Here is a 19,632-nt window from a genome sequence, read left to right as displayed (position 1 = left end):
CGATGCCAGACGAAGTCATGAAAAGTCGGCTTTCAACGCGAAGTGTTAGGACGGAGCCGCGAGTGCGCGGCACAGCGACGCAGGCCTCCGCGCGGAGGGCTGAGCCGTGATGGCGGTGAGCTGCCCCTGGTGGCGGGGCAGCGCGGCCGGTGTCCTAAATGCGGCTGATGCCGAGCTGGCTGAGTGTGGCCGTGCTGACCGGGCGCGGGCGTGGTGGTGCCGGGCGCGGCCTGGTCGCGCCGATGCGGGTGATCGTGACCGGTGGATGCACCGCAGCGGCGCTGACGATGGTGAAGGTGGTCGTTCGCGCCTCGGCGTCGCAGTCCTCGGTGCTCGCGCCGGAGGCCGGCCGTTCGGCGCCGACCGGGTGGTCACCGTGCGTGGCGTCGTTGCCGGCGGCGAATCCGGCGTGTGCCGTGGTGTCCAGCCGGTCGGCGGTGTTCACGCCGAGGTGCGGCGGGTGGATCGCGCCGCAGTGCGCGCCCTGCAGCAGTCCGAGGCCGGTCAGGGTAAGCACCACCAGCAGCCAGCGCAGCGGCCACGCTGCGCGACTCGTCGGCTGGGGATGCGTCATCGGGTCAGGCTACGACATCGTGGGATACACCCGGCACGGGCATCGATCTTGCCGGGTGCCCGGGCTGATGGGCACCGAGGGCGCCGGTGCTGCGCACAGTTGCAGCACCGGCGCCACCTTCCCGGCGGCTACCGGCGTGGTGCGGACGACGGCATCAGAGTTTGCCGAGCAGGCCCTTCATCTCGGTGATCTCGGCCTGCTGATCCGTGATGATCTTTTGCGCGAGGGTCTTCGCCTCCGGGCTGGTGCCCTGAGCGACTTCCTGCTGAGCCATGGTGACGGCGCCTTCGTGGTGACTGATCATCAAAGTGAGGAACTGCTTGTCGAACGCGGCTCCCTTGGCCGTGGTCAGCTTGTCCATGTCGGCCGGCGACATGGCGCCGGGCATCGCGTCGTGGTCCATGCCGGGCATCACCGAGGCGTCCATGCCGGGCATCACGGAGCCGCTCATCGCCGGCATCGGGTGACCCCAGGCAGTCAGCCACTGGCTCATGGTGTCGATCTCGGGCTGCTGTGCGGCCTTGATGGTGGCGGCGAGGTCCTTGACCTCGCTGCTGCCGGCCCGGCCGTCGGCCAGGGCTGCCATCTGCACGGCCTGCTGGTGGTGCGGGATCATCGAGCCGGCGAACGTGACATCGGCGTCGGTGAACGTCGCCGCGGAGGCGGCCGTGGCCGGCGTCGTGCCGCCGTGGTTCATGCCGGAGTCCGCGGCGGTGTCGTCACCGCCGCAGGCGGAGAGCACCAGTGTGGCGGTCACGGCGGCGCCGGCCAGCAGGCCACGGCGCCAGGTGGGAGAAGACAGCATGGAGGTACGCAACATCGCGGAACTGACCTTTCGACAGGTTACGGGTGTGCGGAAGCTGCCCTGGGACACGGCGGATGGCCGTGACCGAGGGACGCGAGCTCCTATATGCGCAGCACCGCTGTCGAAGCGAGGGTGAGCCCGGCACCGGCGACCGGGGGCGCGCGGGTGGCCGGTCGCCGTGATGCCCCGGCGCCGCGCGGACGCAGATCCGGGCGGGCACCGGCCAGCAATGCCAGCGCCAGCAACACGATGACGGTGAGCCCGCCCAGGATGGCCAGGCACACGCTCCACACGCTCATCTGATCGTGGTCGTGGTGGCCGGTGCAGTGATCGTCCGGGCAGGTCTCGGCGGCTGGGGCAGCGACGAACGACGCTCCGGTCAGGGCCGTGGCCGCTGAGACGGTGATCATCGCCGCGGCGCCGGAGTGCTCGGCGCGTACGCCGGCGTGGCCCAGCGTGTGCATGGTCGCCAACCCGAACACGGTGCACAGCAGCAGCACCGTCCGGGCGGTACGCCCGATCGTTGCCGCTGCTGTGCTCGTCACGGCGACCACGATAGCGGAACTACCTGGTGAGCAGTTTTTCGCTGAGTTCCCAGAGCCGCTGCGCCGACGCGGGGTCGAGCGCGTGCGGTGCGGCGTCGGACAGCACGATCGGCTTCTCGCCCACCGGGGTGGGGCCCCACGGGGTCGGGTCCAGGGGCGCGACATTGCTGTTCTTCAGGTAGACGCCGCCGATGCCGTCGAGCAGCGGGCTGGTCGCGCCGAACACGATCGTCGCGGCGGCCTGCTGCGGGGTCTTCTTCTCGTGCTCGGGGTCGATGATCGGCTGCTCGTTCTCGTCGACCAGCCCCATCGCCTGCAACTGCCGCATGGTGAAGGTGCCCTGCTCCATGTGGGCCAGGCTCGAGGCGATGGAGATGCCGGGGTGCACGGCGAACGCGCGGATGTCCTCGCCGGCCCAGCGCCGGTCGAGTTCGACGGCGAACAGGACGCCGGCGGTCTTGGTCTGCCCGTAGGCGAGGTTGCCGTTGTAACCCTGCGCGAAGTGCAGGTCGTCCCAGCGGATGTCGCTGGTGCGGTGCGCGCCGGAGGAGACGTTGACGACCCGGGCGCCGTGCGCGGCCTGCAACGCCGGGTGCAGGGCCAGGGTGAGCTGGAAGTGGCCGAGGTGGAACGCGGCGAAACCCGCCTCGTAGCCGCGGGCGTCCAGGGTGTGCTTGCCGTAGGTGTTGCCGGCGCTGTTGATGAGCATGTGCAGCGGGCGGCCGGTGGCGAGGTAGCGGCTCGCGAAGGCGTCGATCGAGGCCGGGTCGAGCAGGTCCAACTCGCCGACCTCGACACGGTCGATGCCGGCCAGGGTGGCGGCGGCGCGTCCGGTGGTGCGGGCCGCGACGGTGATCGACGCGCCGGCCTTGCTCAGCGCGCGGGTGACCTCCAGGCCGAGGCCGCCGGTGCCGCCGGTGATGACGACGTGCCGGCCGGTCAGGTCGAGGCCGGTCAGAACCTCGTCGGCCGTCGATGCGGCGGTGAACGGAGTGTCGATGCGGTGCTGTTGTCCGGTGGTCATGAGGCAAGGCTAGGAGCTATTTATCGTACGATGAATGGTTTGAAATTCGTTTTTTCTTTGCGATAGTCCGGGTGTGGACGAATTCTCTGAGGTGTTCGAGGTCGTTGAGGCGCGGGGGCAGGTGACCGGTGCGTTCGCGGCGCACGGGCGGTGGGTGGCCCGCTCGTTCAGCCGGACCCCGCTGAAGCTCACGGTGATGGTGCGCGGGAGCGCGCGGCTGTCGGCCGACGGCCTCGACGCGCCGGTGCACCTCGAGGAGGGCGACGTCGCCATCGTGAACAACCGGTCCTGGCTCGAGCTCGAGGGCGGTTCCGGTGACGGCCCGGTGCGGGAGATCGAGCCGGAGATCACCGACCTGGCCACCGGCGTGCTGACCGCCGGCGCGGATGGCGATCTCGTCCTGGGTGGCCGGGTGCTGCTCAACCGGGCCGGTGAGGACTTGCTGCTGCAGGCGCTTCCGCCGGTCGGCCACGTCCGCGCGAACGCCCCGGAGGCCACCCGGCTGCGCGTCATCGTCGGCCAGCTCGTCGATGAGGTGAGCGCTGCGCGGATGGGATCGGGCTTCGCCGTCCGGCAGTACGCGCAGCTGCTGGTCCTCGAAGTGCTCCGGGCATATGTGGGGCAGGCGGACCTGCCGCCGGGACGGTTGCGGGTGCTGACCGACGCGCGCCTGCGCCCCGCGGTCAGCCGCATGCACGCCGAACCGGGCCGGGTCTGGAAGCTGGAGGAGCTGGCGTACGCCGCGGCGATGTCCCGCACGTCCTTCGCGGAACGCTTCCGGGCGGTGGCCGGGGTGCCGCCGCTGACCTACCTGAACGGCTGGCGCATGCTGCTGGCCCAGCGCGCGCTGCGCGACGGCGACGTGCGGGTGGGCGCGATCGCGGCAGACCTGGGTTACACGTCGGAGAGTGCGTTCAGCACCGCCTTCAAACGCGAGGTCGGCGAGTCACCCTTGCGTTACCGCGCCCGCATCCGCAACGAGGCCAACTGATCACGGCTCGCAGGGGATTCGGCGCCGCGCCACGTCCCTGGATCAGCATCACGGTCGCGGTAGGTCAGCCTGTAGAGGTCAGACGGATTGGCGCCGCCGGAGCGGATAGCGGACCAGTTCGCGTTCCTCCACGATGTAGGTCGCGGCGGCCTCGGCCAGTCGTCCGGTGCGGGCGAGTAGGCAGGCGATCCGCGCGGGCACGGTCTCCGCGCCGGCATCACGTTCCACCTCGTCGACCTTCAGAGCGAGCTCCAGCGCACCCACGTAATCACCACGGGCCTCGAGTACGTCGCACAACAACCGTCCCAAGTCTCTCCGGTGGCGCCAGGCGCGGGTCCGTTCCCAGGCCTCGGTGAGCTGTTCGACCAGGTCGTCGCCAGCGCCGTCGAGGGCAGCGAGGTAGAGCTGCCAGTAGCGCAACGACCCCGCGAACCACGGCGCGTTGGTAGGCGGGGCCATGGCGGCAGCCCCATGCTGCCGTTTGGAGTGGCGCACGCGAAACGGTCAAGGCGTGGGCGACCAGATGAGGCAGGCCGTTGTCGACCCATACGGCTCCTGGCAGGCGATCGGGGCACTGGCGACCAGCTGCAGCGGCGTGGTGCCGTGGATTACGACGGCCGCCGCCGGGCGCTCTGCGGCCTTATCGACGGTGCCTCGGCCGCCAGCCGTCGATCAGGACAGCCGGCGCGCGATGAGGACGATCTCGAGTGAATCGGTGATCAGCGGTATGCGGGCGGGGTTGCGCTGCCACGGACGCGAAGCCGGGAGAGCACACTCGTTGGAGGGACCTCCTACGCTGACAGGATCCGGATCGGACGGGTGCCGACGATGGAAAACCTGAAGATGATCGTGTTTTTCGCAGGCTTCGTGCTGCTCTCTTGCGCGGGAGCCGTGATGCCCGGCCACTTCTGGCTCGGCGTCGGCTTGGCGGCCTTCGCCGTGATGCTGATCCTCGGCACTCTCAAATCCTCCAATGAGGAATGAAGACCGTCGGTTGATCAGGTCCACACCGCGGTGTCTGCATCGAACTGCCGCCGACAGGGTTCGCGGCGGCTTGGACAGTCTCAGCCAGGGACGATCCGGACAGACACGGCCGGCGGCTGGCGGATCGAGAAGCGCCCCGGTTCGTTGCCGACTGCACTGGGGACAGCAAGGGCACGATCGTCGGCGTGGCGAGGCGGGCGTCTGGCTCGCCCGGTCGTCACGGCCTTTGGGTATACCGGCTCTGCATCGGAACCCGGACGCCGACCGGAGTCAAGGCGCTCACGCTGTCTCGCAGGCGCAACCGCCGCCGGCGCACCCGGCACGGTGGCGTCGCCGCGACGTCCACCACCAGGTGCCGGCCGCGGCTGCCGCGAGGGCCACGGTGAGGCCGGGCATCCAGTCGACGGCGACCGCCCAGCCCGCGCCGGACAGCACCCCGGCGGCCAGGAGCAACGGGAGCACACAGCACGCGGCGCAGGCGATCCCGGCCAGGCCGGTCAGCCCGGACGGCAGCAGGCGGCGTAACCGGTCAGCGAGGGTCGGCATCGGATGCTCCTTCAGTGGCGGGCGGGGCGGAGGCGATGGTGGCGAACGGTATCGGGCAGCACGGCCGGCCGGCGCAGGTGACCAGGTCGTCGCAGCCCGCGGCGACCGCGGCCCGCAGGGTCGACGCGATCACCTGCAAGTCGGCGATCTTCGTCTCCACCTCGGCGAGTTTCACCTGGGCCCGCTGCTGGAGCCCGGTGTCCGGGCGGCCGTGCCGGTGCCCACCGGTGGCGAGCAGGTCGGCGACCTCGTCCAGGGTGAACCCGAGCCGCTGCGCCGCCTTGATCACCTTCAGCACGGTGACCGTTTCGGCGGGATAGAGCCGGTGGCCGCCGAGGCTGCGGTCCGGCTCGGCCAGCAGCCCACGACGTTCGTAGTAGCGCAGCGTCTGCAGATTCACCCCGGCCGCGTCGGCGACCTGGCCGCTGCGCAGGCCGGTCACGGCCGGACCCGGGCGGTGGCCCGCTCGGCGAGCGCGTCGAGCACCGCGACGTGTGCGTCCGGGACCTTGACGTCAAGCCCGAGCAGCCCGTCGCCGGGGTGGAACGTGAAGCTGAAGAACGAGCAGCAGCCGCTCTCCCGGCCGGCCAGGTCCCGGGCCGTGGTCTCGGCTGCCGGGTCGAGGTCCCAGCGCAGCACGGTGGGTGACAGGCGCTGCTGGCCGCGCAGTGCGGTGGCGAACAGGTCGTCGAACTCGGCCAGCCGCAACGGCCGTGCGACGGTGGGCAGGGTGCAGGCCTCAGGCACCCATGCCGGGTCCTCGGTGGTGGTCATGCCTCGAGGCTAAGCCTGTACCTGGGTACCGGATGCAACCCTGACGGGGAGGTCGGCTGCCCCTGTGTGCCGGAGGTCTTCGGTCAGGCGAGGTCCGTTGGCAGCTCGGACGCCACGATCGGCGCGCAACCCCGGCTGGGCGGCGACCGTCTGCACCTCCGCCAGGGTGCCCAGGACCAGGCCGGCACCGGAGGCGTACGCGGCGTCGCGGTCCGCGACGGTCTTGCTGTGGCCGTACAAAATAGTTTTTTGCGGCCGGAAACCGGACAGCAACGCCGTGCGCAGATGGTCTGCCGAGCCGACATGACAGCCGAGGCCCTGAGCGGCGATCCAGCGGCCGGAGCCGGGGGTCAGGCCGGCGCGGGCGCAGCGAGGCCGGTGTCAGGGGACGAGGACGAGTTTGCCTCGATGGCCGGGTTCGGTGAGGGCGCGGTGAGCGTCGGTGATGCGGTGCAACGGGAAGATCGTGTCCACTACCGGCCAGACCGAGCCGGTGGCCACGTGTCCGGCCAGGTCGTCGAGGAGCCGGGTGTCCGGGTAGCTGCTGAACGTGCGCACGCGCTGCTCGCCGAAGACGGTCGAGGCGGCGATGGCCGTCATCGCTTTCGCCGAGCCGAAGTTGACGGTGACCATGCGTCCGCCGCACGTGAGGCGCCGGCGGTAGGCGAGCAGGTCCGTTCCGGTCGTGTCCACGATGACGTCCGAGGGCTCGAGATCGGCCGGTGTCACCGTCCGGTAGTCGATGACCTCGTGCGCACCCAGGGACGTCACGAAGTCGAGGTCGCGGGCACCGGCCAAGGCGGCCACGTGCGCGCCCAGGGCGACGGCGAGCTGGACGGCGACCATCCCGACGGTGCCGGCGGCGCCGCGGATCAGTACCCGCTCGCCGGGGCGGACCCGGGTCACGTCACGCAGGGCAGTCAGCGCTGTCGTGCCCGACGTCACCAGCGCAGCCGCGTCGGTCCACGTCAGCGAGGCAGGCATGCGGGCCACCCGGTCGGCCGGCACCACGACGTACTCCGCGGCGGAACCGGTGACGTGACCCGATTTCGGGGAGACCATGCCCCAGACGGGGGTGCCCGTGGACATGTCTGTCCCGGCGAAGTCGAGGCCGACGCCGAGCGGGAACCTGCGGCCGGTCACGATTTTCAGGGTGCCGCTGCGGACCACCGCGTCGTGGTGGTTGACCGCGGCCGCCTCCACCTTCACCAGCACCTCGCCGGGACCCGCGGACGGCCGGGGCACCGTCGTCAGCTCCAGCACTTCGGGGCCGCCGTACCGCTGGAACTGTGCCGCCGCCATCTGCTGCATGGAAACCTCCGTGATCGTTCGATGTGAACGGCACTAACATAGCAGCAATGTTAGAGTCGTCAACATGGCGGAGCGCGGGACTTATCACCACGGGACGCTGCGGCAGGCGCTGATCAACGGGGCCAAGGAGATCCTCGCCGAGCGGGGGCACGGGCAGTTCAGCCTCAACGAGGTCGCCCGGCGCGCCGGGGTCAGCACCGCCGCCCCCTACCGGCATTTCCGCAACCGTGACGAACTACTGGGCGCGGTGGCCGAGGAGGGCTACGCGACGCTCGCCGAACGGCTCGAGCAGGCCAGCGGGCTCGCCGGCCTGGGCGGCGTCTACGTCCGGTTCGCGCACGACAATCCGGGGCTGTTCGTCACGATGTTCCGCAGCCGGCCCGGCGGGACGGAGTCCGTCGCGGGCCGAGCCGCCTTCGAGACGCTGCTCCGGGCGATCACCGCGGCCCAGCACAGCGGGGAGATCGCCACCCACGCCTCATCGGAGATCACCGCCCGCTCCCTCTGGGTCACGCTGCACGGCCTGGCGGTGCTGCACCTGCAGCAGCCACACGACCGCTACGGCCTGGGCGGGGAGCCGGAACAACTCGCCACGACCACCCTCTCGGCGTTGCTGGGCCTCAAGGGTGATTGACGCGGCGCCTGCCCGGACCGCAGGTCAGGGCTGGTCGTCCAGGAGAGCGACGGCGCGCGTCTCGGGAACCCCCAGCATCAGCAAGCTGGTGATCGTCGCTGCGCGGGGGTCGGGGTTCTCGTTCGGCAGGTCGCTGGTCGCGATGGCGAATACCGCGCCGTAGGCGACCTGGCTCAGGATCCCGGCCGGCAGGTGCTGTGCGAACCGGCTGCTGTCCTGGCCGCGTTTCACCAGGTCGGCGAGGAGCTCATCGACCGGCCCGAGCAGGCTGTGGATCGCCTCGCCGTACTCGCCCCGGCGCAGCGCCAGCAGCACGCGATACCGGTGTGTCACCGGCCAGATGCGGGCGATGAACGCGACCCACGTCGCGTCTGCTTCGGCGGCGGCGGCGTTGACTTCGGCGAGCACGTCTGTCATCTCCGCGACGGCCCGTTCCGTGAGGGTCCGGATCAGGTCCAGGCGCGACGGGAAGTGGCCGTAGACGGTGCGGCGGACGACGCCGGCGGCGGCGGCGATGTCGCCCATGCCGGCGTCGGGGTTGTCGCCCAGCACGTCGAGGGCGACGTCGAGGATGCGATCACGGGTCTCATTCATCGAGCGCAGACGGGAGGACTCGGCGGGCACGACTCATCATTGCGCATCCGTGTGCAACGAATCACACTGCACAGCAGTGTGCATTGACATACGCTGCACACCAGTGCGCAATGAGAATTGTGCCGCGTTCCGGAGCTCAGGGGAGAAGGTCATGACCGTACCGACGCCGACCTCGGCCCTCATCCGCCCGTTCACCGTCTCGATTGCGGATGCGGAGATCGACGACCTGAAGCGGCGACTGGCCGCAACCCGCTGGCCGGATCCGGAAACGGTGGGCGACTGGTCACAAGGGGTTCGCGTGGCGAACGCCAGATCTCTGGTCGAGCACTGGGAGCACCGCTACGACTGGCGGCGCTTCGAGTCCGATCTCCATCAGTTCCCCCAGTTCCTGACCGAGATCGACGGGCTGGACATCCACTTCATCCACGTCAGGTCCAAGAATCCCGGCGCGATCCCGCTGATCCTGACGCACGGATGGCCGGGCTCGATCGTCGAGTTCCTGAAGCTGATCGGCCCGCTGACCGATCCGGTCGCGTACGGCGCGGACGCCGCCGATTCCTTCGACGTGGTGATCCCGTCGCTGCCCGGGTTCGGGTTCTCCCAGAAGCCCGCGACGACCGGGTGGACGGTGTCGCGCATCGCGAGTGCGTGGGTGGAGCTGATGAACCGCCTCGGTTACCCGAGATGGGCCGCGCAGGGCGGCGACTGGGGCGCCGTCGTCACCACCGCCCTCGGTGCCATGCAGCCCGAGGGGCTTCTCGGCATTCACCTGAACACCCCGTTCGCCTTCCCGGCCCGGATACCGGACACCCTGTCGCCCGAACAGCGCTACGCCGTGGACACCCTCGCCCGCTACACCGGTGATCTCGGTGGCTCGAACCACCTGCAGAGCACCAAGCCGGAGACCGTCGGCATCGCCTTGGCCGACTCGCCCGCCGGCCAAGCGGCCTGGATCTACGAGAAGTTCCAGTCCAAGACCGACAATCGCGGGCTCGCCGAGGACGTCCTCAGCGTCGACGACATGCTCGACGCGATATCGCTCTACTGGTTCACCAACAGCGCGGCGTCATCCGGCCGCATCTACTGGGAGAACCGGTCGGGGACCTTCGCCGGCCCGAAGCTGACACTTCCGGTCGCGGTGACCGTCTTCCCCGGGGACATCCCGCGCCTGCCGCGAAGCTGGGTCGAAGACACCTACAGCAACCTGATCCACTACGGCGAGGCCGACAAGGGCGGCCACTTCGCCGCACTGGAGCAGCCCGAGATCCTGGTCAGCGAAATCCGCGCCGGCCTGCGCACCCTTCGTTCCTGAAGCCATCTCGCTCTGCCCGCCTCCGGGAGCGCGTCGAGCACCGCATGGATTCCATTGCATGACGGTAAATGCTGGCGTAACGAGAGTGCACTGGACTTAATCATTGCCGGGATAGATCGTTGACGCATTCCCGACGGCAGACCTGAACTCCGTAGTTCAAGAGACCGTCAATGGAACAGCTCCTCGAACAGGTCAAGGCCGTGGTCCTCCAGGCTGGTGAAGCACTGCTTACCGGGTACGCCGGCTCGGCGCGCCCAGCGGGCAAGGCGGAGATGGCAACGGCCGGCAGGCAGTTGGACGCACTGGTCACCGGCATGCTGCGACCCGCACTCGCCGAGATCCGGCCCGCAGCGCGCTGGTGGCCGCGGGCGTACTGCTCGTCACCGAGGCGGGAGGCGTGGTCACCGACCTGCACGGTGAGTCCTGGCAACCCGGTTGCACCGACATCCTCGCGGCGGCTCCCGGCCTGCACGAGGAACTGCTGGCGGTACTGCAAGGGGTAGGCGCGCACTGACAGGGAACTCGTAGTCATGCGTGGCCGTTGTCGCGCAGCCAGAACCGGATGGCGTCCGCGGTGGCACCGGCGTCGGTGTTCAGCGTCGTGTAGTGGTCACCGGGGATGTCGGCAACGTCGTGCGGCACCGGCCAGCGCGGTCGCCAGTCCCGGGCGGGATCGGCATCGATCATCTCCCGGGTCGGTGCCGCACGCAGCAGGAGGGTAGGCAGCCCCGCGGGTTCCGGCCGCCAGCCGTCGAAGATCCGCACGTAGGCCCCGCCAGCGATCATCATGGCGTCGGAGAAGACGCCGTCGAACATCTCCGCCGGCCGGTTGCGGTCGGCCGCCACGAGCGCGAGCAGCCTCGGATCGTCGCGGCCCTCGGCGCCGTCATGGGAGTCGATCATGATGACGCCCCGTGGTGGTGTGCCCGCTGCGCCCAGGTGGGTGGCGACGGCATGGGCGACCCCGCCGCCGGTGCTGTCGCCGATCAGCACGAACGGCCGGTCGCCGGCGACGGCGTGAACCGTGTCGGCGTGCAGTCGCACCAGGGTGTCCACGCTGTCCGGGACGTCCCTGCGGGCCCCGAACCCGGGATGGGTGAGCATGTGCAGGTCGTAGTCGCCGTCAACTGCCTCACCCAGCCCGGTCGGCGTCGGATCGTGCAGGGCCAGGAAACCCGGGAAGAAGATCAAGACTGGCCGGTGCGGTTCACCGGTTGCGAGGCGCACCGGGGCGACGGCGTGCCGGGCACGGAGCTCGGAGCCGAACGTGGGCAGTCCGTAGGAGGCGACGTAGCGCAACGTCATCGCCGCCGGGGCGCCCTGGTCGCGGATCACCCGGTGGTAGATGGCGGTGAACCGTTCGCTGGCGACGACCGCGGGCTCCGTCTCCTCCGGCGCGGCGAATCCGTCCATGGCCGCGTACACGTGCGCGGTCAGGTCGGCCAGCGTCGGGTGGTCGAAGGCGATCGTCGCCTTCAGCCGTACGCCGGTGACGGCGCTGAGCCGGTCGCGGAGCTGAATGGTCGCCAGTGAGTCGAAGCCGAGGTCCTTGAGGTGCCGGCCGTTGCCCAGCGGCGCCGCCTCCGGATCGGGGTAGCCGAGCAGGTCGGCGATCTCGGCGTGGATCAGCGTCGACAGGGCCCCGTTCCGGGCGTCCACCGGCAGGCGCGCCAGCACCTCCCGCCAGTCGCCGGGCTGGCCACCGGTGTTCCCTGGAGCCTCGGCGTGCGTGATGCCCGGCCCGGCGGGTGCCGGCCGGCGGGGGACGAGCCCGCTGAGGATCGGCGGCGCGCCCGTTGCCGGCACGTCGATCACGATCGGTACGAGCAGCGTCGCGGCGGTCCGCAGAGCCCGGTCCAGCAGCGCCGTGCCCTGTGTCGCGCTGATCGCCCGGATGCCGCCGTCGGTCAGCACCCGTCGGGCCGCACCGGCCGCCGTGCGGGCGGCCATGCCACCGTCGTCGGCCTCCCACAGGCCCCAGGCCAGTGATTGGGCCGGCAGCCCGAGGGCGGCGCGGTGGGCGGCGACGGCGTCGACGAAGGCGTTCGCGGCGGCGTAGTTGGCCTGGCCCGGCCTGCCGAGCACGCCGGACGCCGAGGAGTAGAGCACGAACGCCGCCAGGTCCAGGTCTTTCGTGGCCTGGTGCAGATACCAGGCGGCATCCGCCTTGGGAGCCAGGACAGTGGCGATCCGTGCGGGAGTCATCGCGGTCAGCACCCCGTCGTCCAGGACCCCGGCCAGGTGGAACACCCCGGTCAACGCGGGCCCGCAGGAGGTGACCAGGGAGGCGACGGCTGTCCGGTCACTGAGGTCACAGGCGGTGACGGTCACCCGTGCCTCCAGATCGTCGACCCAGGCGGGTGCGGTTCCCGACCGGTTCGCGAGGACGAGATCGCGTACTCCGTACGCGGTGACCAGGTGGCGGGCCAGGATCGCGCCGAGGGCACCGGTCCCGCCGGTGATCAGGACCGGTCCCGCGGGGTCCAGCGCGGCGGGGGTCGCGTCGGCCGGGCCGGCGAGGGCCAGGCGCGGTGCGAGGATGGCGCCGTTGCGCACGGCAACCCGGGGTTCGGCCAGCTCGGCGGCCTGCGGCAGGACGGCCGCGGAGGCGGGCGCGCCACACAGATCGACGACGGTGATACGGCCGGGGTGTTCGCTCTGGGCGCTGCCGAGGAGACCCCAGACCGCTGCGGCGGCCGGATCGGGGTCGTCGGCGGTGGCCCGCTCGGTCACGATCACGAGCCGGCCGGGCTGGTCGGCGGCGAGCCAACCGTTGACCTCGGCAAGGGCTCTGGTCAGCATGGCACGGGTCCGGGCGGGCACGTCGCCGGAGGGCTCGGCGATGTGGACGATGTGGTGCGGGGTCTCGTCCCGGGTGGTGGGGGAGGGAACCCAGGTGAGACGGTGCAGTGAGCGGCGGGCGGCCGACGCCGCCGCATCCGGGCCGTCGATCGGGCGGGTCTCCATCGCGTCGACGGTGACGATCGGGCGGCCGGAGTGGTCGGTGACGGTGATCCGGGCGCTGTCGGGGCCGATCGGGGACAGGACCACCCGCGCGGTGGTCGCGGCGGCGGCGTGCAGTTCGATGCCGTGGAGAACGAACGGCACCCGGAGCCGGTCGGGCTGCTCGGCCAGCAGGACGGCGTGCAGCGCCGCATCGAGCAAGGCCGGGTGCACACCGAAGCGAGCGGCGCCGGCAGCCGCCACGGACGGCAGGCTCACCTCCGCGTACACCTCGTCGGGTCCTTGCCAGACCGCGGTGACCGCGCGGAACGCCGGGCCGTAGTGGAAGCCGGCGGCGGCGAGCCGCGCGTAGTCGACGGTGACGGGTCGTGCGCCGGGCGGTGGCCACGTCGCGGGAACGTCCGGCACGTGGCCGGTCGCGGCCGTGAGGGTGGCGGTGGCGTGGGTAGCCCATCGGTCTGCTGAACCGGCGGGCCGTGACCAGACGGTCAACAGCCGGTCGCCGACCCGGTCCGGTGCGTCGACGACAACCTGGACGTCGACGGGCCCGGCGAGAGTCAGCGGCAGACCCAGCGAGAGCTCGGCGAGCCGGACAGCAGTGCGATGGGGTGTGCCGGCTGCGTGGAAGGCGAGTTCGACCAGGGCCGCGGCCGGGACGATGACGTCGTCGCCGATGACATGGTCGGCCAGCCACGGCTGGCGAGCGGGGGACAGGACCCCGGAATACCGGATCTGCGGTCCGTCGGCGGCCGGTTGCGGGTCACCGAGCATCGGGTGCGACACCGACGGTTCGGCGTTGTCCAGCCAGTAGCGCCGCCGTTGGAAGGGGTACGTCGGCAGGTCCCGGCGGCGGGCACCACTGCCGGCGTACACCAGCGGCCAGTCCACCGGCGCGCCGTGCACGTGCAGGGTGGCGAGGTTGTCGAGGAACCCGGTGAGCCCGGCGGTCCCGGGTACGAAGGCATCGGCGGCCACGCACCGTTCGGCCAGCAGGGCGAGAACGGCGGCGGGCCCGATCTCGACGTATGCGGTGGCACCGGCCGTCTGCAGGCCTGTCACCGCGTCGGCGAAACGGACCGTGTCGCGTACGTGCCGCACCCAGTAGCCGGCGGTGGCCATGTCGGCCTGGACGGCGAGAGCACTCGACACCGGGATCGACGGCTGGTGGTAGGTGATCGATGCGGCGACGGTGCGGAAGTCGTCCAGAATCGGCTCGAGAAGTGATGAATGGAAGGCGTGACTCACGCGCAACCGGTCGGACCGTCCGTCCAGTTGCCCGGCCATCGCGATCACGGCCTGTGACGTGCCGGAGAGCACGACCGACTCCGGACCGTTGACCGCGGCGATCGACACCTGATCGTCCGCCGCGGCGAGCAGCTTCCGTACCTCGTCCTCGGTCGCTCGTACGGCGATCATCGCGCCACCCGCGGGGAGCGTGGCCATCAACCGTCCCCGCGCGGCCACCAGGACGACCGCGTCGGCAAGGGAGAAGACCCCGGCGACGTAGGCAGCCGTGATCTCACCGAGTGAGTGACCGGCCAGACGGTCCGGCCGGACACCGAACGACTGGTAGAGCGCGTGCAGCGCCACCTCGAAGGCGAACAGCGCGGGCTGGGCGTAGTCGGTGCGGTCGAGCAGAGCGGCGTCCGTACCGTCGATCACCGCCCGCAGGGGCCGGTCGAGATGAGGCGTGAACGCCGCACACACCGCGTCGAAGGTGTCGGCGAAGTCCGGGAAGGCCTCGGCCAGCTCACGGCCCATGCCGAGGCGCTGCGCGCCCTGACCGGTGAAGAGGAAGGCCAGTCGCGGGTCGCGCCGGGTGGGTGCCCGGTGCACGGACGGATGCGCGAGACCGCGAGCCAGCGCGTTCAGGCCGTCACGGTGACCGGCCCGGACGACTGCCCGGTGATGCAGCGCGGCTCGACCGGTCGCCAGGGTGAAGGCCACATCCCGGGCGGGATGGTCCGGTGACCCGTCGGCGAGCTGAGCCGCCCGGGCCCGCAGCCCCGCCTCGTCGGCACCGCCGAGCAGCCACGGTGCGGCGTCCCATCCGAGGTGCGCAGGCGTGTCCCGGCTGTCGTCGACGTGACCGGGTTCCTCGAGGATGAGGTGGGCGTTGGTGCCGCCCAGGCCGAAGGCGGAGACCGCGGCCCGCCGGGGACGATCACCGGCCGGCCAGGGCTGTGCGGTGTCCAGGAGCCGGACCGCTCCACCGGCCCAGTCGATGTGCGGCGACGGCTCCTCGGCATGGAGCGAGCGGGGCATCTCCCCGTGTCGCATCGCCTCGATCATCTTGATCACCCCGGCGATGCCGGCGGCGGCCTGAGTGTGCCCGATGTTCGACTTCACCGAGCCGAGCAGCAGCGGGCGGTCGACGGAGCGAGCCTGGCCATACGTCGCGAGCAGCGCGTGGGCCTCGATCGGGTCACCGATCCGGGTGCCGGTGCCGTGTCCCTCCACGACATCCACGTCGGCGGGCCCCAGGCCCGCGTCGGCCAGGGCCAGGCGGATCAGGTCACGCTGCGCCTCACCGTTCGGGGCGGTCAGGCCGTTGGAGGCACCGTCGGAATTGACCGCGGAACCCCGCAGGACAGCCAGCACCGGGTGCCCGTTGCGCCGGGCGTCGTCCAGACGCTCCAGCAGGACCATCCCCGCACCCTCGCTCCATGCGGTGCCGTCGGCGCCCGCGGCGAACGACCGGCACCGGCCGTCGGCTGCCAGGCCGTGCTGCCGGCTGAAGATGATGAACGACTGCGGGGTCGCCATCACCGCCGCGCCACCGGCCAGCGCCAGCGTGCACTCACCGGCCCGCAGCGCCTTCGCGGCCAGGTCCATCGCCACCAGCGACGACGAGCACGCGGTGTCGATGGTCATGCTGGGGCCGCGCAGGCCCAGCAGGTACGCGATACGCCCGGACGCGAGACTCCCGGCGGAGCCGAGGCCGATCTGCGACTCCAGCTCGTGGGCGTCGCGACGGTGACCGTAGTCGCCGTGCATCAGCCCGACGAACACGCCGGTATCGCTGTTGCGCAGGCTGGGCGCCGGGATTCCCGCGCGTTCAAAGGTCTCCCAGGCGACTTCGAGCAGCATCCGGTGCTGCGGGTCGGCAGCCAGGGCCTCACGGGGAGAGATACCGAAGAAGGCCGGGTCGAAGTCGGCGGCGTCGTGCAGGAAGCCACCGCGCCGGGTGCTGGTCTTGCCGATCCGGTCCGGGTCCGGGTCGTAGACGGCGTCGACGTCCCACCCGCGGTCGGCGGGGAAGTCACTAGTGGCGTCCACCCCGTCGGCGACCAGTCGCCACAGGTCCTCGGGAGTGCGCACACCGCCCGGATACCGGCAGCCGACCGCCACGATCGCGATCGGTTCGCCGGCCTGCCTCGACCGGCGGCCGGGAACATCGCGAACGTCACCGGTAAGGCGTGCCTCCAGGTAGCTGATCAACGCGGCCGGACTGGGGTGGTCCCACATCAGGGTGGCCGGGAGCCGCAGGCCGGTGTGCTGACCGAGCCGATGCCACACGGTCATCGCACCCATCGACGTCAGGCCGAGATCCGCGAACGCCGTGTCCAGGTCGTCGAACGGACCGCAGAGCGCGGCCACCTCGGCACGGACCAGGTCGGCGGGCGAGCGCGTCCCGCTGAGGCGCCCGGTGCCGGACACGAGCGTTTCCCGCAGCAGCCGGCGGCGGGGCTTCCCGGACGACGTACGCGGAATGATCGGGGCCAGGAAGATCTCTTCAGGGATTTTGTACGACGACAGCTGCCGCGCGAGCCCCGTGAGCAGGACGGTGGGGTCGATCGACTCGTCGGCCGGTACGACGAACGCGACAGGCACCTCACCGAGCACCGCATGAGCGCGAGCCACCACGGCCGCGTCCCGCACGCCCGGCAGGGCACACAGGGCCAGCTCCACCTCGGCCGGGTCGACCTTGAGACCGCCCCGGTTGATCACGTCACTGACCCGGCCCACGACACTGACGTGGCCGTGGGCGTCGAGCCGGCCGAGGTCGCCGGTGCGGTACCAGCCATCGACCAGCGCCGCGGGCCGGCCGTGGTAGCCGAGCATCAGATTCGGGCCGCGAACCCAGATCTCGTCGTCGACCAGTCGCACCTCGACACCGGGGGCGGGCGGGCCGCTGGTGCCACCGACCCGGGGCCCGGTAGCCGGTTCGACGGCGATCATCCCGCAGGTCTCGGTGCTGCCGTAACAGTCCAGCAGCGGCGCGCCGATCAGCGCCTCCACCGCAGAGCGCAGCGCCGGGTCGCTGGCCGCGCCGGCGGTCAGAGCGATCCGCAGCGACGAGGCGGCCACCGGGCCACCGTCGAGCAGCTGACGGTAGACGGCCGGCACCCCGGCCAGGACGGTCGGCGACTCCTCGGCGATCAGCCGGGTCACCTGGCCCGGCCCGGGCTCACCGACGATCCGGGCGCTCGCACCGGCCACCGTGACGCCGAGGATGCACAGCGAATGGGCGAAACTGTGCGCCATCGGCAGCGGCCAGAGCAGATGGTCGTCGGCGGTCAACCCGAGCACCGGGCCGTAACAGGTGAATGCCGACCAGAGCGCGGCCCGCTGGGTGGAGACCGCGGCTCTCGCCGCACCGGACGTGCCCGAGGTGTAGAGCATGAACGCCGGCTCGTCCAGGCCCAGGTCGTCGTCCGGCGTTCCGGCCGGCAACGGTGCGGCCCCCGCCACGAGCAGCCGCACCGGAGGGCCCGCGGCGGTCACCCGGCGGACCTGGTCGAGATGCCGCTCGTCGGTGACCAGCAGGGCCGGTGCGCAATCGGCGAGCAGGGCGGCCAGTTCGGCATCGGTCGCCTGCGCGTTCAACGGCACGCCGATCGCCGAGGCCCGCACCGCCGCCAGGACGGATTCCACCAGGTCCACACTGTTGCCGAGGACGAACGCCACCCGGTCGCCGCGTCCGACACCCAGGCCGGCCGCGAGCCGGGCGGTCCGCTTTTCCAACTCGCCCCATGTCACCCGGCGACGGTCGTCGGCGAACGCCAGCCGTTCCCCGTACCGTCGGGCGTTCTCCTGCAACAGCTGCGGTATCGACCGGATCGCGTCCTGTTGCAGCATCGATGTGGAGCCTCTCGCTTGCCGGCAGCTTGTCCAATGTGGGCGCCATGGTGGCACGACCCCTCCACCCGGCTGAAATGTGGCTCGGGTCACAGTGCTGCGGCTATCCGTCAGGCGACCGGCACCGTCCTACTGAGCGTGGGTGATCAGGAGGCGGAGACCGAGGTGCAGCTGGTTCGCCGCTGCGCGCGCGGTGAGCATGCCGCTTTCGACGAGTTGTACCGGCGTACGGCGCCATGGCTGACAACCCGGCTGCGGCGCCGGTGTTCCGACGACGAGATCGTGGCCGAGGTCCTGCAGGAGACCTACATGGCGGTGTGGCGATCGGCCGGGTCGTTCACCGGTACGGCGCAGAGCGGCGCGACCGGTTGGATCTGGACGATCGCGGCACGCCGCCTGGTGGACGCGTTCCGGCACCGGGCCCGGGCCACGGAACTCCCGCTCGCGATCGCCGCCGAGGCGCCGGCGCCCGCCGCGGAGGACGAGGTGCTGGCCGGCCGGGTCGAGGCGGACCTGCTGCGGGCCTTGCACACCCTGGCTCCGGAGGTCCGGCGTGTCCTGCAGGCGATGGTTCTGGACGGGCTCTCGGTACGGGACACCTCGGCGCTGCTCGGCGTACCCGAGAGCACGGTGAAGTTGCGGGCCAGGATGGCCCGCCTGCGGCTGCGGGAGGCGCTGTCATGACCTCGCACATCGACGACGATCTGCTGGCGCGCTATGCCGGGATCAGCGAAAGCCTGCCGGATGCCGCCGTCTGGGTCGTGGAGGTGCACCTGGAGACCTGCTCCGGTTGCCGTAGCCGGCTCGGTGCGGTCGTTCCCCCCGAGACGGCGATGATCGTCGCCCGCATCGGCAGCGAGCTCACCGGTGCGTTGCCCGCGGTGGTGCCGCACCGGCGGCTCGGGGTGGTGCGCCGATGGTCGACGTGGTCGTTGCTGCCGCGGCTGATGGTCAGCGTCGGCGCGCTGCTGGCGGCGCTGCTGCTGGAGGTGGTCAATCCGCACTATCCGTCGCCGGTGCTGCTGATCGCCCCGGTCGTGCCGCTGTTCGGCGTCGCGGCAGCCTGCTCACGCCGCGACGACCCGGCGTGGGAGCTGGTCGCCGCCTCCCCTCAGGGAGGTGTCCTGATGGTGCTGCGCCGCACCGTCACGGTGCTCGCGGCGCTGCTGCCGGTCCTCGCGCTGGTCGGCTGGGCCGCCGGAACGTCGGTGGCGTTGTGGCTGCTGCCCTGCCTGACCGTCACCTCGGCCACGCTCGCGCTGGGCAGTCTGCTCGGCGTGCGACGGGCTGCCGGCGTCGTCACCGCCGCCTGGGTCGCCGTGGTGACGGCACCGGCGATGCTGACCCATCAGCTGCCCGCTGTGCTGAACGCCGGCACCGCCCCGGTCTGGGCAGCGACCGGACTGGCACTGGCCGCTCTGGTCTGGAGCCGCGCCGATGCTTTCCAGCGGCTCGCCAGCCGCAACTGATCAAAAAAACCACTTCCCCCCGG

Annotated in this window: 18 protein-coding genes; 7 read left to right on the top strand and 11 right to left on the bottom strand. The window is 71.2% G+C overall.

Features of this window, described 5'->3' with window-relative positions; translation table 11 throughout:
• Positions 1–154: 154 nt before the first annotated feature.
• The 4 genes from ADL15_RS21505 to ADL15_RS21490 all read right to left on the bottom strand — a co-directional run bounded on the left by ADL15_RS21505 (position 155) and on the right by ADL15_RS21490 (position 2,948).
• The gene (locus ADL15_RS21505; protein WP_067693983.1) at positions 155–574 is read right to left on the bottom strand and encodes a hypothetical protein; all 420 of its coding nucleotides are present in this window, start codon (positions 572–574) and stop codon (positions 155–157) included.
• A gap of 154 nt (positions 575–728) precedes the next feature.
• Positions 729–1,394 (bottom strand): DUF305 domain-containing protein, encoded by a 666-nt coding sequence (locus ADL15_RS21500; RefSeq protein ID WP_083971540.1) that lies wholly within the window; start codon positions 1,392–1,394, stop codon positions 729–731.
• Positions 1,395–1,480: 86 nt separating this feature from the next.
• Positions 1,481–1,924, bottom strand: a complete 444-nt coding sequence (locus ADL15_RS21495) for a DUF6153 family protein (RefSeq protein ID WP_157441503.1) — start codon at positions 1,922–1,924, stop codon at positions 1,481–1,483.
• 19 nt (positions 1,925–1,943) lie between these two features.
• A complete protein-coding gene (locus ADL15_RS21490; protein WP_067693974.1) occupies positions 1,944–2,948 on the bottom strand; it encodes an SDR family NAD(P)-dependent oxidoreductase in 1,005 nt (334 codons plus the stop codon).
• A gap of 73 nt (positions 2,949–3,021) precedes the next feature.
• Between ADL15_RS21490 and ADL15_RS21485 the strand changes: the two genes are divergently transcribed.
• The gene (locus ADL15_RS21485; RefSeq protein ID WP_067693971.1) at positions 3,022–3,939 is read left to right on the top strand and encodes an AraC family transcriptional regulator; all 918 of its coding nucleotides are present in this window, start codon (positions 3,022–3,024) and stop codon (positions 3,937–3,939) included.
• Between the two features lie 78 nt (positions 3,940–4,017).
• Here ADL15_RS21485 and ADL15_RS21480 read toward each other — a convergent pair whose 3' ends face one another.
• Entirely contained in the window at positions 4,018–4,398 is a 381-nt protein-coding gene (locus ADL15_RS21480; protein WP_157441502.1) for a hypothetical protein, read from the bottom strand.
• Between the two features lie 369 nt (positions 4,399–4,767).
• On the opposite strand from ADL15_RS21480, the gene ADL15_RS53110 reads away from it, so the two are divergent.
• Complete coding sequence (locus ADL15_RS53110; RefSeq protein WP_157441501.1) at positions 4,768–4,923, top strand: hypothetical protein; 156 nt, start codon at positions 4,768–4,770, stop codon at positions 4,921–4,923.
• A 279-nt stretch (positions 4,924–5,202) separates the two neighbouring features.
• Here ADL15_RS53110 and ADL15_RS21475 read toward each other — a convergent pair whose 3' ends face one another.
• From ADL15_RS21475 to ADL15_RS21460, 4 genes are all read right to left on the bottom strand, one after another.
• On the bottom strand, positions 5,203–5,469 hold the full coding sequence (locus ADL15_RS21475) for a hypothetical protein (protein ID WP_067693965.1): 267 nt from the start codon (positions 5,467–5,469) through the stop codon (positions 5,203–5,205).
• Complete coding sequence (locus ADL15_RS21470) at positions 5,453–5,911, bottom strand: MerR family transcriptional regulator (RefSeq protein ID WP_067693962.1); 459 nt, start codon at positions 5,909–5,911, stop codon at positions 5,453–5,455. The genes ADL15_RS21475 and ADL15_RS21470 overlap by 17 nt, the downstream gene beginning before the upstream one ends.
• Positions 5,908–6,243 (bottom strand): hypothetical protein, encoded by a 336-nt coding sequence (locus ADL15_RS21465; protein ID WP_067693959.1) that lies wholly within the window; start codon positions 6,241–6,243, stop codon positions 5,908–5,910. Before ADL15_RS21465 ends, ADL15_RS21470 begins: the two co-directional genes overlap by 4 nt.
• A gap of 381 nt (positions 6,244–6,624) precedes the next feature.
• The gene (locus ADL15_RS21460) at positions 6,625–7,554 is read right to left on the bottom strand and encodes an NAD(P)-dependent alcohol dehydrogenase (RefSeq protein ID WP_198170928.1); all 930 of its coding nucleotides are present in this window, start codon (positions 7,552–7,554) and stop codon (positions 6,625–6,627) included.
• 64 nt (positions 7,555–7,618) lie between these two features.
• On the opposite strand from ADL15_RS21460, the gene ADL15_RS21455 reads away from it, so the two are divergent.
• Positions 7,619–8,188 carry a TetR/AcrR family transcriptional regulator gene (locus ADL15_RS21455; RefSeq protein WP_067693956.1) on the top strand — a complete coding sequence of 190 codons (570 nt, stop codon included), beginning with the start codon at positions 7,619–7,621 and terminating at the stop codon, positions 8,186–8,188.
• A 24-nt stretch (positions 8,189–8,212) separates the two neighbouring features.
• On the opposite strand, the gene ADL15_RS21450 is transcribed toward ADL15_RS21455, so the two are convergent.
• Positions 8,213–8,782: a TetR/AcrR family transcriptional regulator gene (locus tag ADL15_RS21450; RefSeq protein WP_067694062.1), complete on the bottom strand. Its 570-nt coding sequence runs from the start codon at positions 8,780–8,782 to the stop codon at positions 8,213–8,215.
• A 151-nt stretch (positions 8,783–8,933) separates the two neighbouring features.
• Between ADL15_RS21450 and ADL15_RS21445 the strand changes: the two genes are divergently transcribed.
• Positions 8,934–10,094: an epoxide hydrolase family protein gene (locus ADL15_RS21445; protein ID WP_067693953.1), complete on the top strand. Its 1,161-nt coding sequence runs from the start codon at positions 8,934–8,936 to the stop codon at positions 10,092–10,094.
• A 358-nt stretch (positions 10,095–10,452) separates the two neighbouring features.
• Positions 10,453–10,608 carry an inositol monophosphatase family protein gene (locus ADL15_RS51575; RefSeq protein ID WP_232344256.1) on the top strand — a complete coding sequence of 52 codons (156 nt, stop codon included), beginning with the start codon at positions 10,453–10,455 and terminating at the stop codon, positions 10,606–10,608.
• Between the two features lie 14 nt (positions 10,609–10,622).
• Here ADL15_RS51575 and ADL15_RS21440 read toward each other — a convergent pair whose 3' ends face one another.
• Complete coding sequence (locus ADL15_RS21440) at positions 10,623–18,140, bottom strand: type I polyketide synthase (RefSeq protein ID WP_067693950.1); 7,518 nt, start codon at positions 18,138–18,140, stop codon at positions 10,623–10,625.
• Positions 18,141–18,278: 138 nt separating this feature from the next.
• On the opposite strand from ADL15_RS21440, the gene ADL15_RS21435 reads away from it, so the two are divergent.
• Positions 18,279–18,824, top strand: a complete 546-nt coding sequence (locus tag ADL15_RS21435; RefSeq protein ID WP_067693947.1) for an RNA polymerase sigma factor — start codon at positions 18,279–18,281, stop codon at positions 18,822–18,824.
• Positions 18,821–19,609, top strand: coding sequence for a cupin domain-containing protein (locus ADL15_RS21430; protein ID WP_067693944.1), 789 nt, complete (start codon positions 18,821–18,823; stop codon positions 19,607–19,609). The genes ADL15_RS21435 and ADL15_RS21430 overlap by 4 nt, the downstream gene beginning before the upstream one ends.
• Positions 19,610–19,632: the final 23 nt, after the last annotated feature.

Origin of the sequence: Actinoplanes awajinensis subsp. mycoplanecinus (assembly GCF_001509495.1) — a bacterium.
Lineage (GTDB): Bacteria > Actinomycetota > Actinomycetes > Mycobacteriales > Micromonosporaceae > Actinoplanes > Actinoplanes palleronii.
This window is presented reverse-complemented; position numbering and strand designations above follow the sequence as displayed.

Excerpts from the sequence above, each read along its gene's own strand:
- ADL15_RS21505 (WP_067693983.1), bottom strand. The coding sequence starts at position 574 with ATGACGCATCCCCAGCCGACGAGTCGCGCAGCGTGGCCGCTGCGCTGG.
- ADL15_RS21500 (WP_083971540.1), bottom strand. The coding sequence starts at position 1,394 with ATGTTGCGTACCTCCATGCTGTCTTCTCCCACCTGGCGCCGTGGCCTG.
- ADL15_RS21490 (WP_067693974.1), bottom strand. The coding sequence starts at position 2,948 with ATGACCACCGGACAACAGCACCGCATCGACACTCCGTTCACCGCCGCA.
- ADL15_RS21480 (WP_157441502.1), bottom strand. The coding sequence starts at position 4,398 with ATGGCCCCGCCTACCAACGCGCCGTGGTTCGCGGGGTCGTTGCGCTAC.
- ADL15_RS53110 (WP_157441501.1), top strand. The coding sequence starts at position 4,768 with ATGGAAAACCTGAAGATGATCGTGTTTTTCGCAGGCTTCGTGCTGCTC.
- ADL15_RS21475 (WP_067693965.1), bottom strand. The coding sequence starts at position 5,469 with ATGCCGACCCTCGCTGACCGGTTACGCCGCCTGCTGCCGTCCGGGCTG.
- ADL15_RS21465 (WP_067693959.1), bottom strand. The coding sequence starts at position 6,243 with ATGACCACCACCGAGGACCCGGCATGGGTGCCTGAGGCCTGCACCCTG.
- ADL15_RS21460 (WP_198170928.1), bottom strand. The coding sequence starts at position 7,554 with ATGCAGCAGATGGCGGCGGCACAGTTCCAGCGGTACGGCGGCCCCGAA.
- ADL15_RS21455 (WP_067693956.1), top strand. The coding sequence starts at position 7,619 with ATGGCGGAGCGCGGGACTTATCACCACGGGACGCTGCGGCAGGCGCTG.
- ADL15_RS21450 (WP_067694062.1), bottom strand. The coding sequence starts at position 8,782 with ATGAATGAGACCCGTGATCGCATCCTCGACGTCGCCCTCGACGTGCTG.
- ADL15_RS21445 (WP_067693953.1), top strand. The coding sequence starts at position 8,934 with ATGACCGTACCGACGCCGACCTCGGCCCTCATCCGCCCGTTCACCGTC.
- ADL15_RS21440 (WP_067693950.1), bottom strand. The coding sequence starts at position 18,140 with ATGCTGCAACAGGACGCGATCCGGTCGATACCGCAGCTGTTGCAGGAG.
- ADL15_RS21430 (WP_067693944.1), top strand. The coding sequence starts at position 18,821 with ATGACCTCGCACATCGACGACGATCTGCTGGCGCGCTATGCCGGGATC.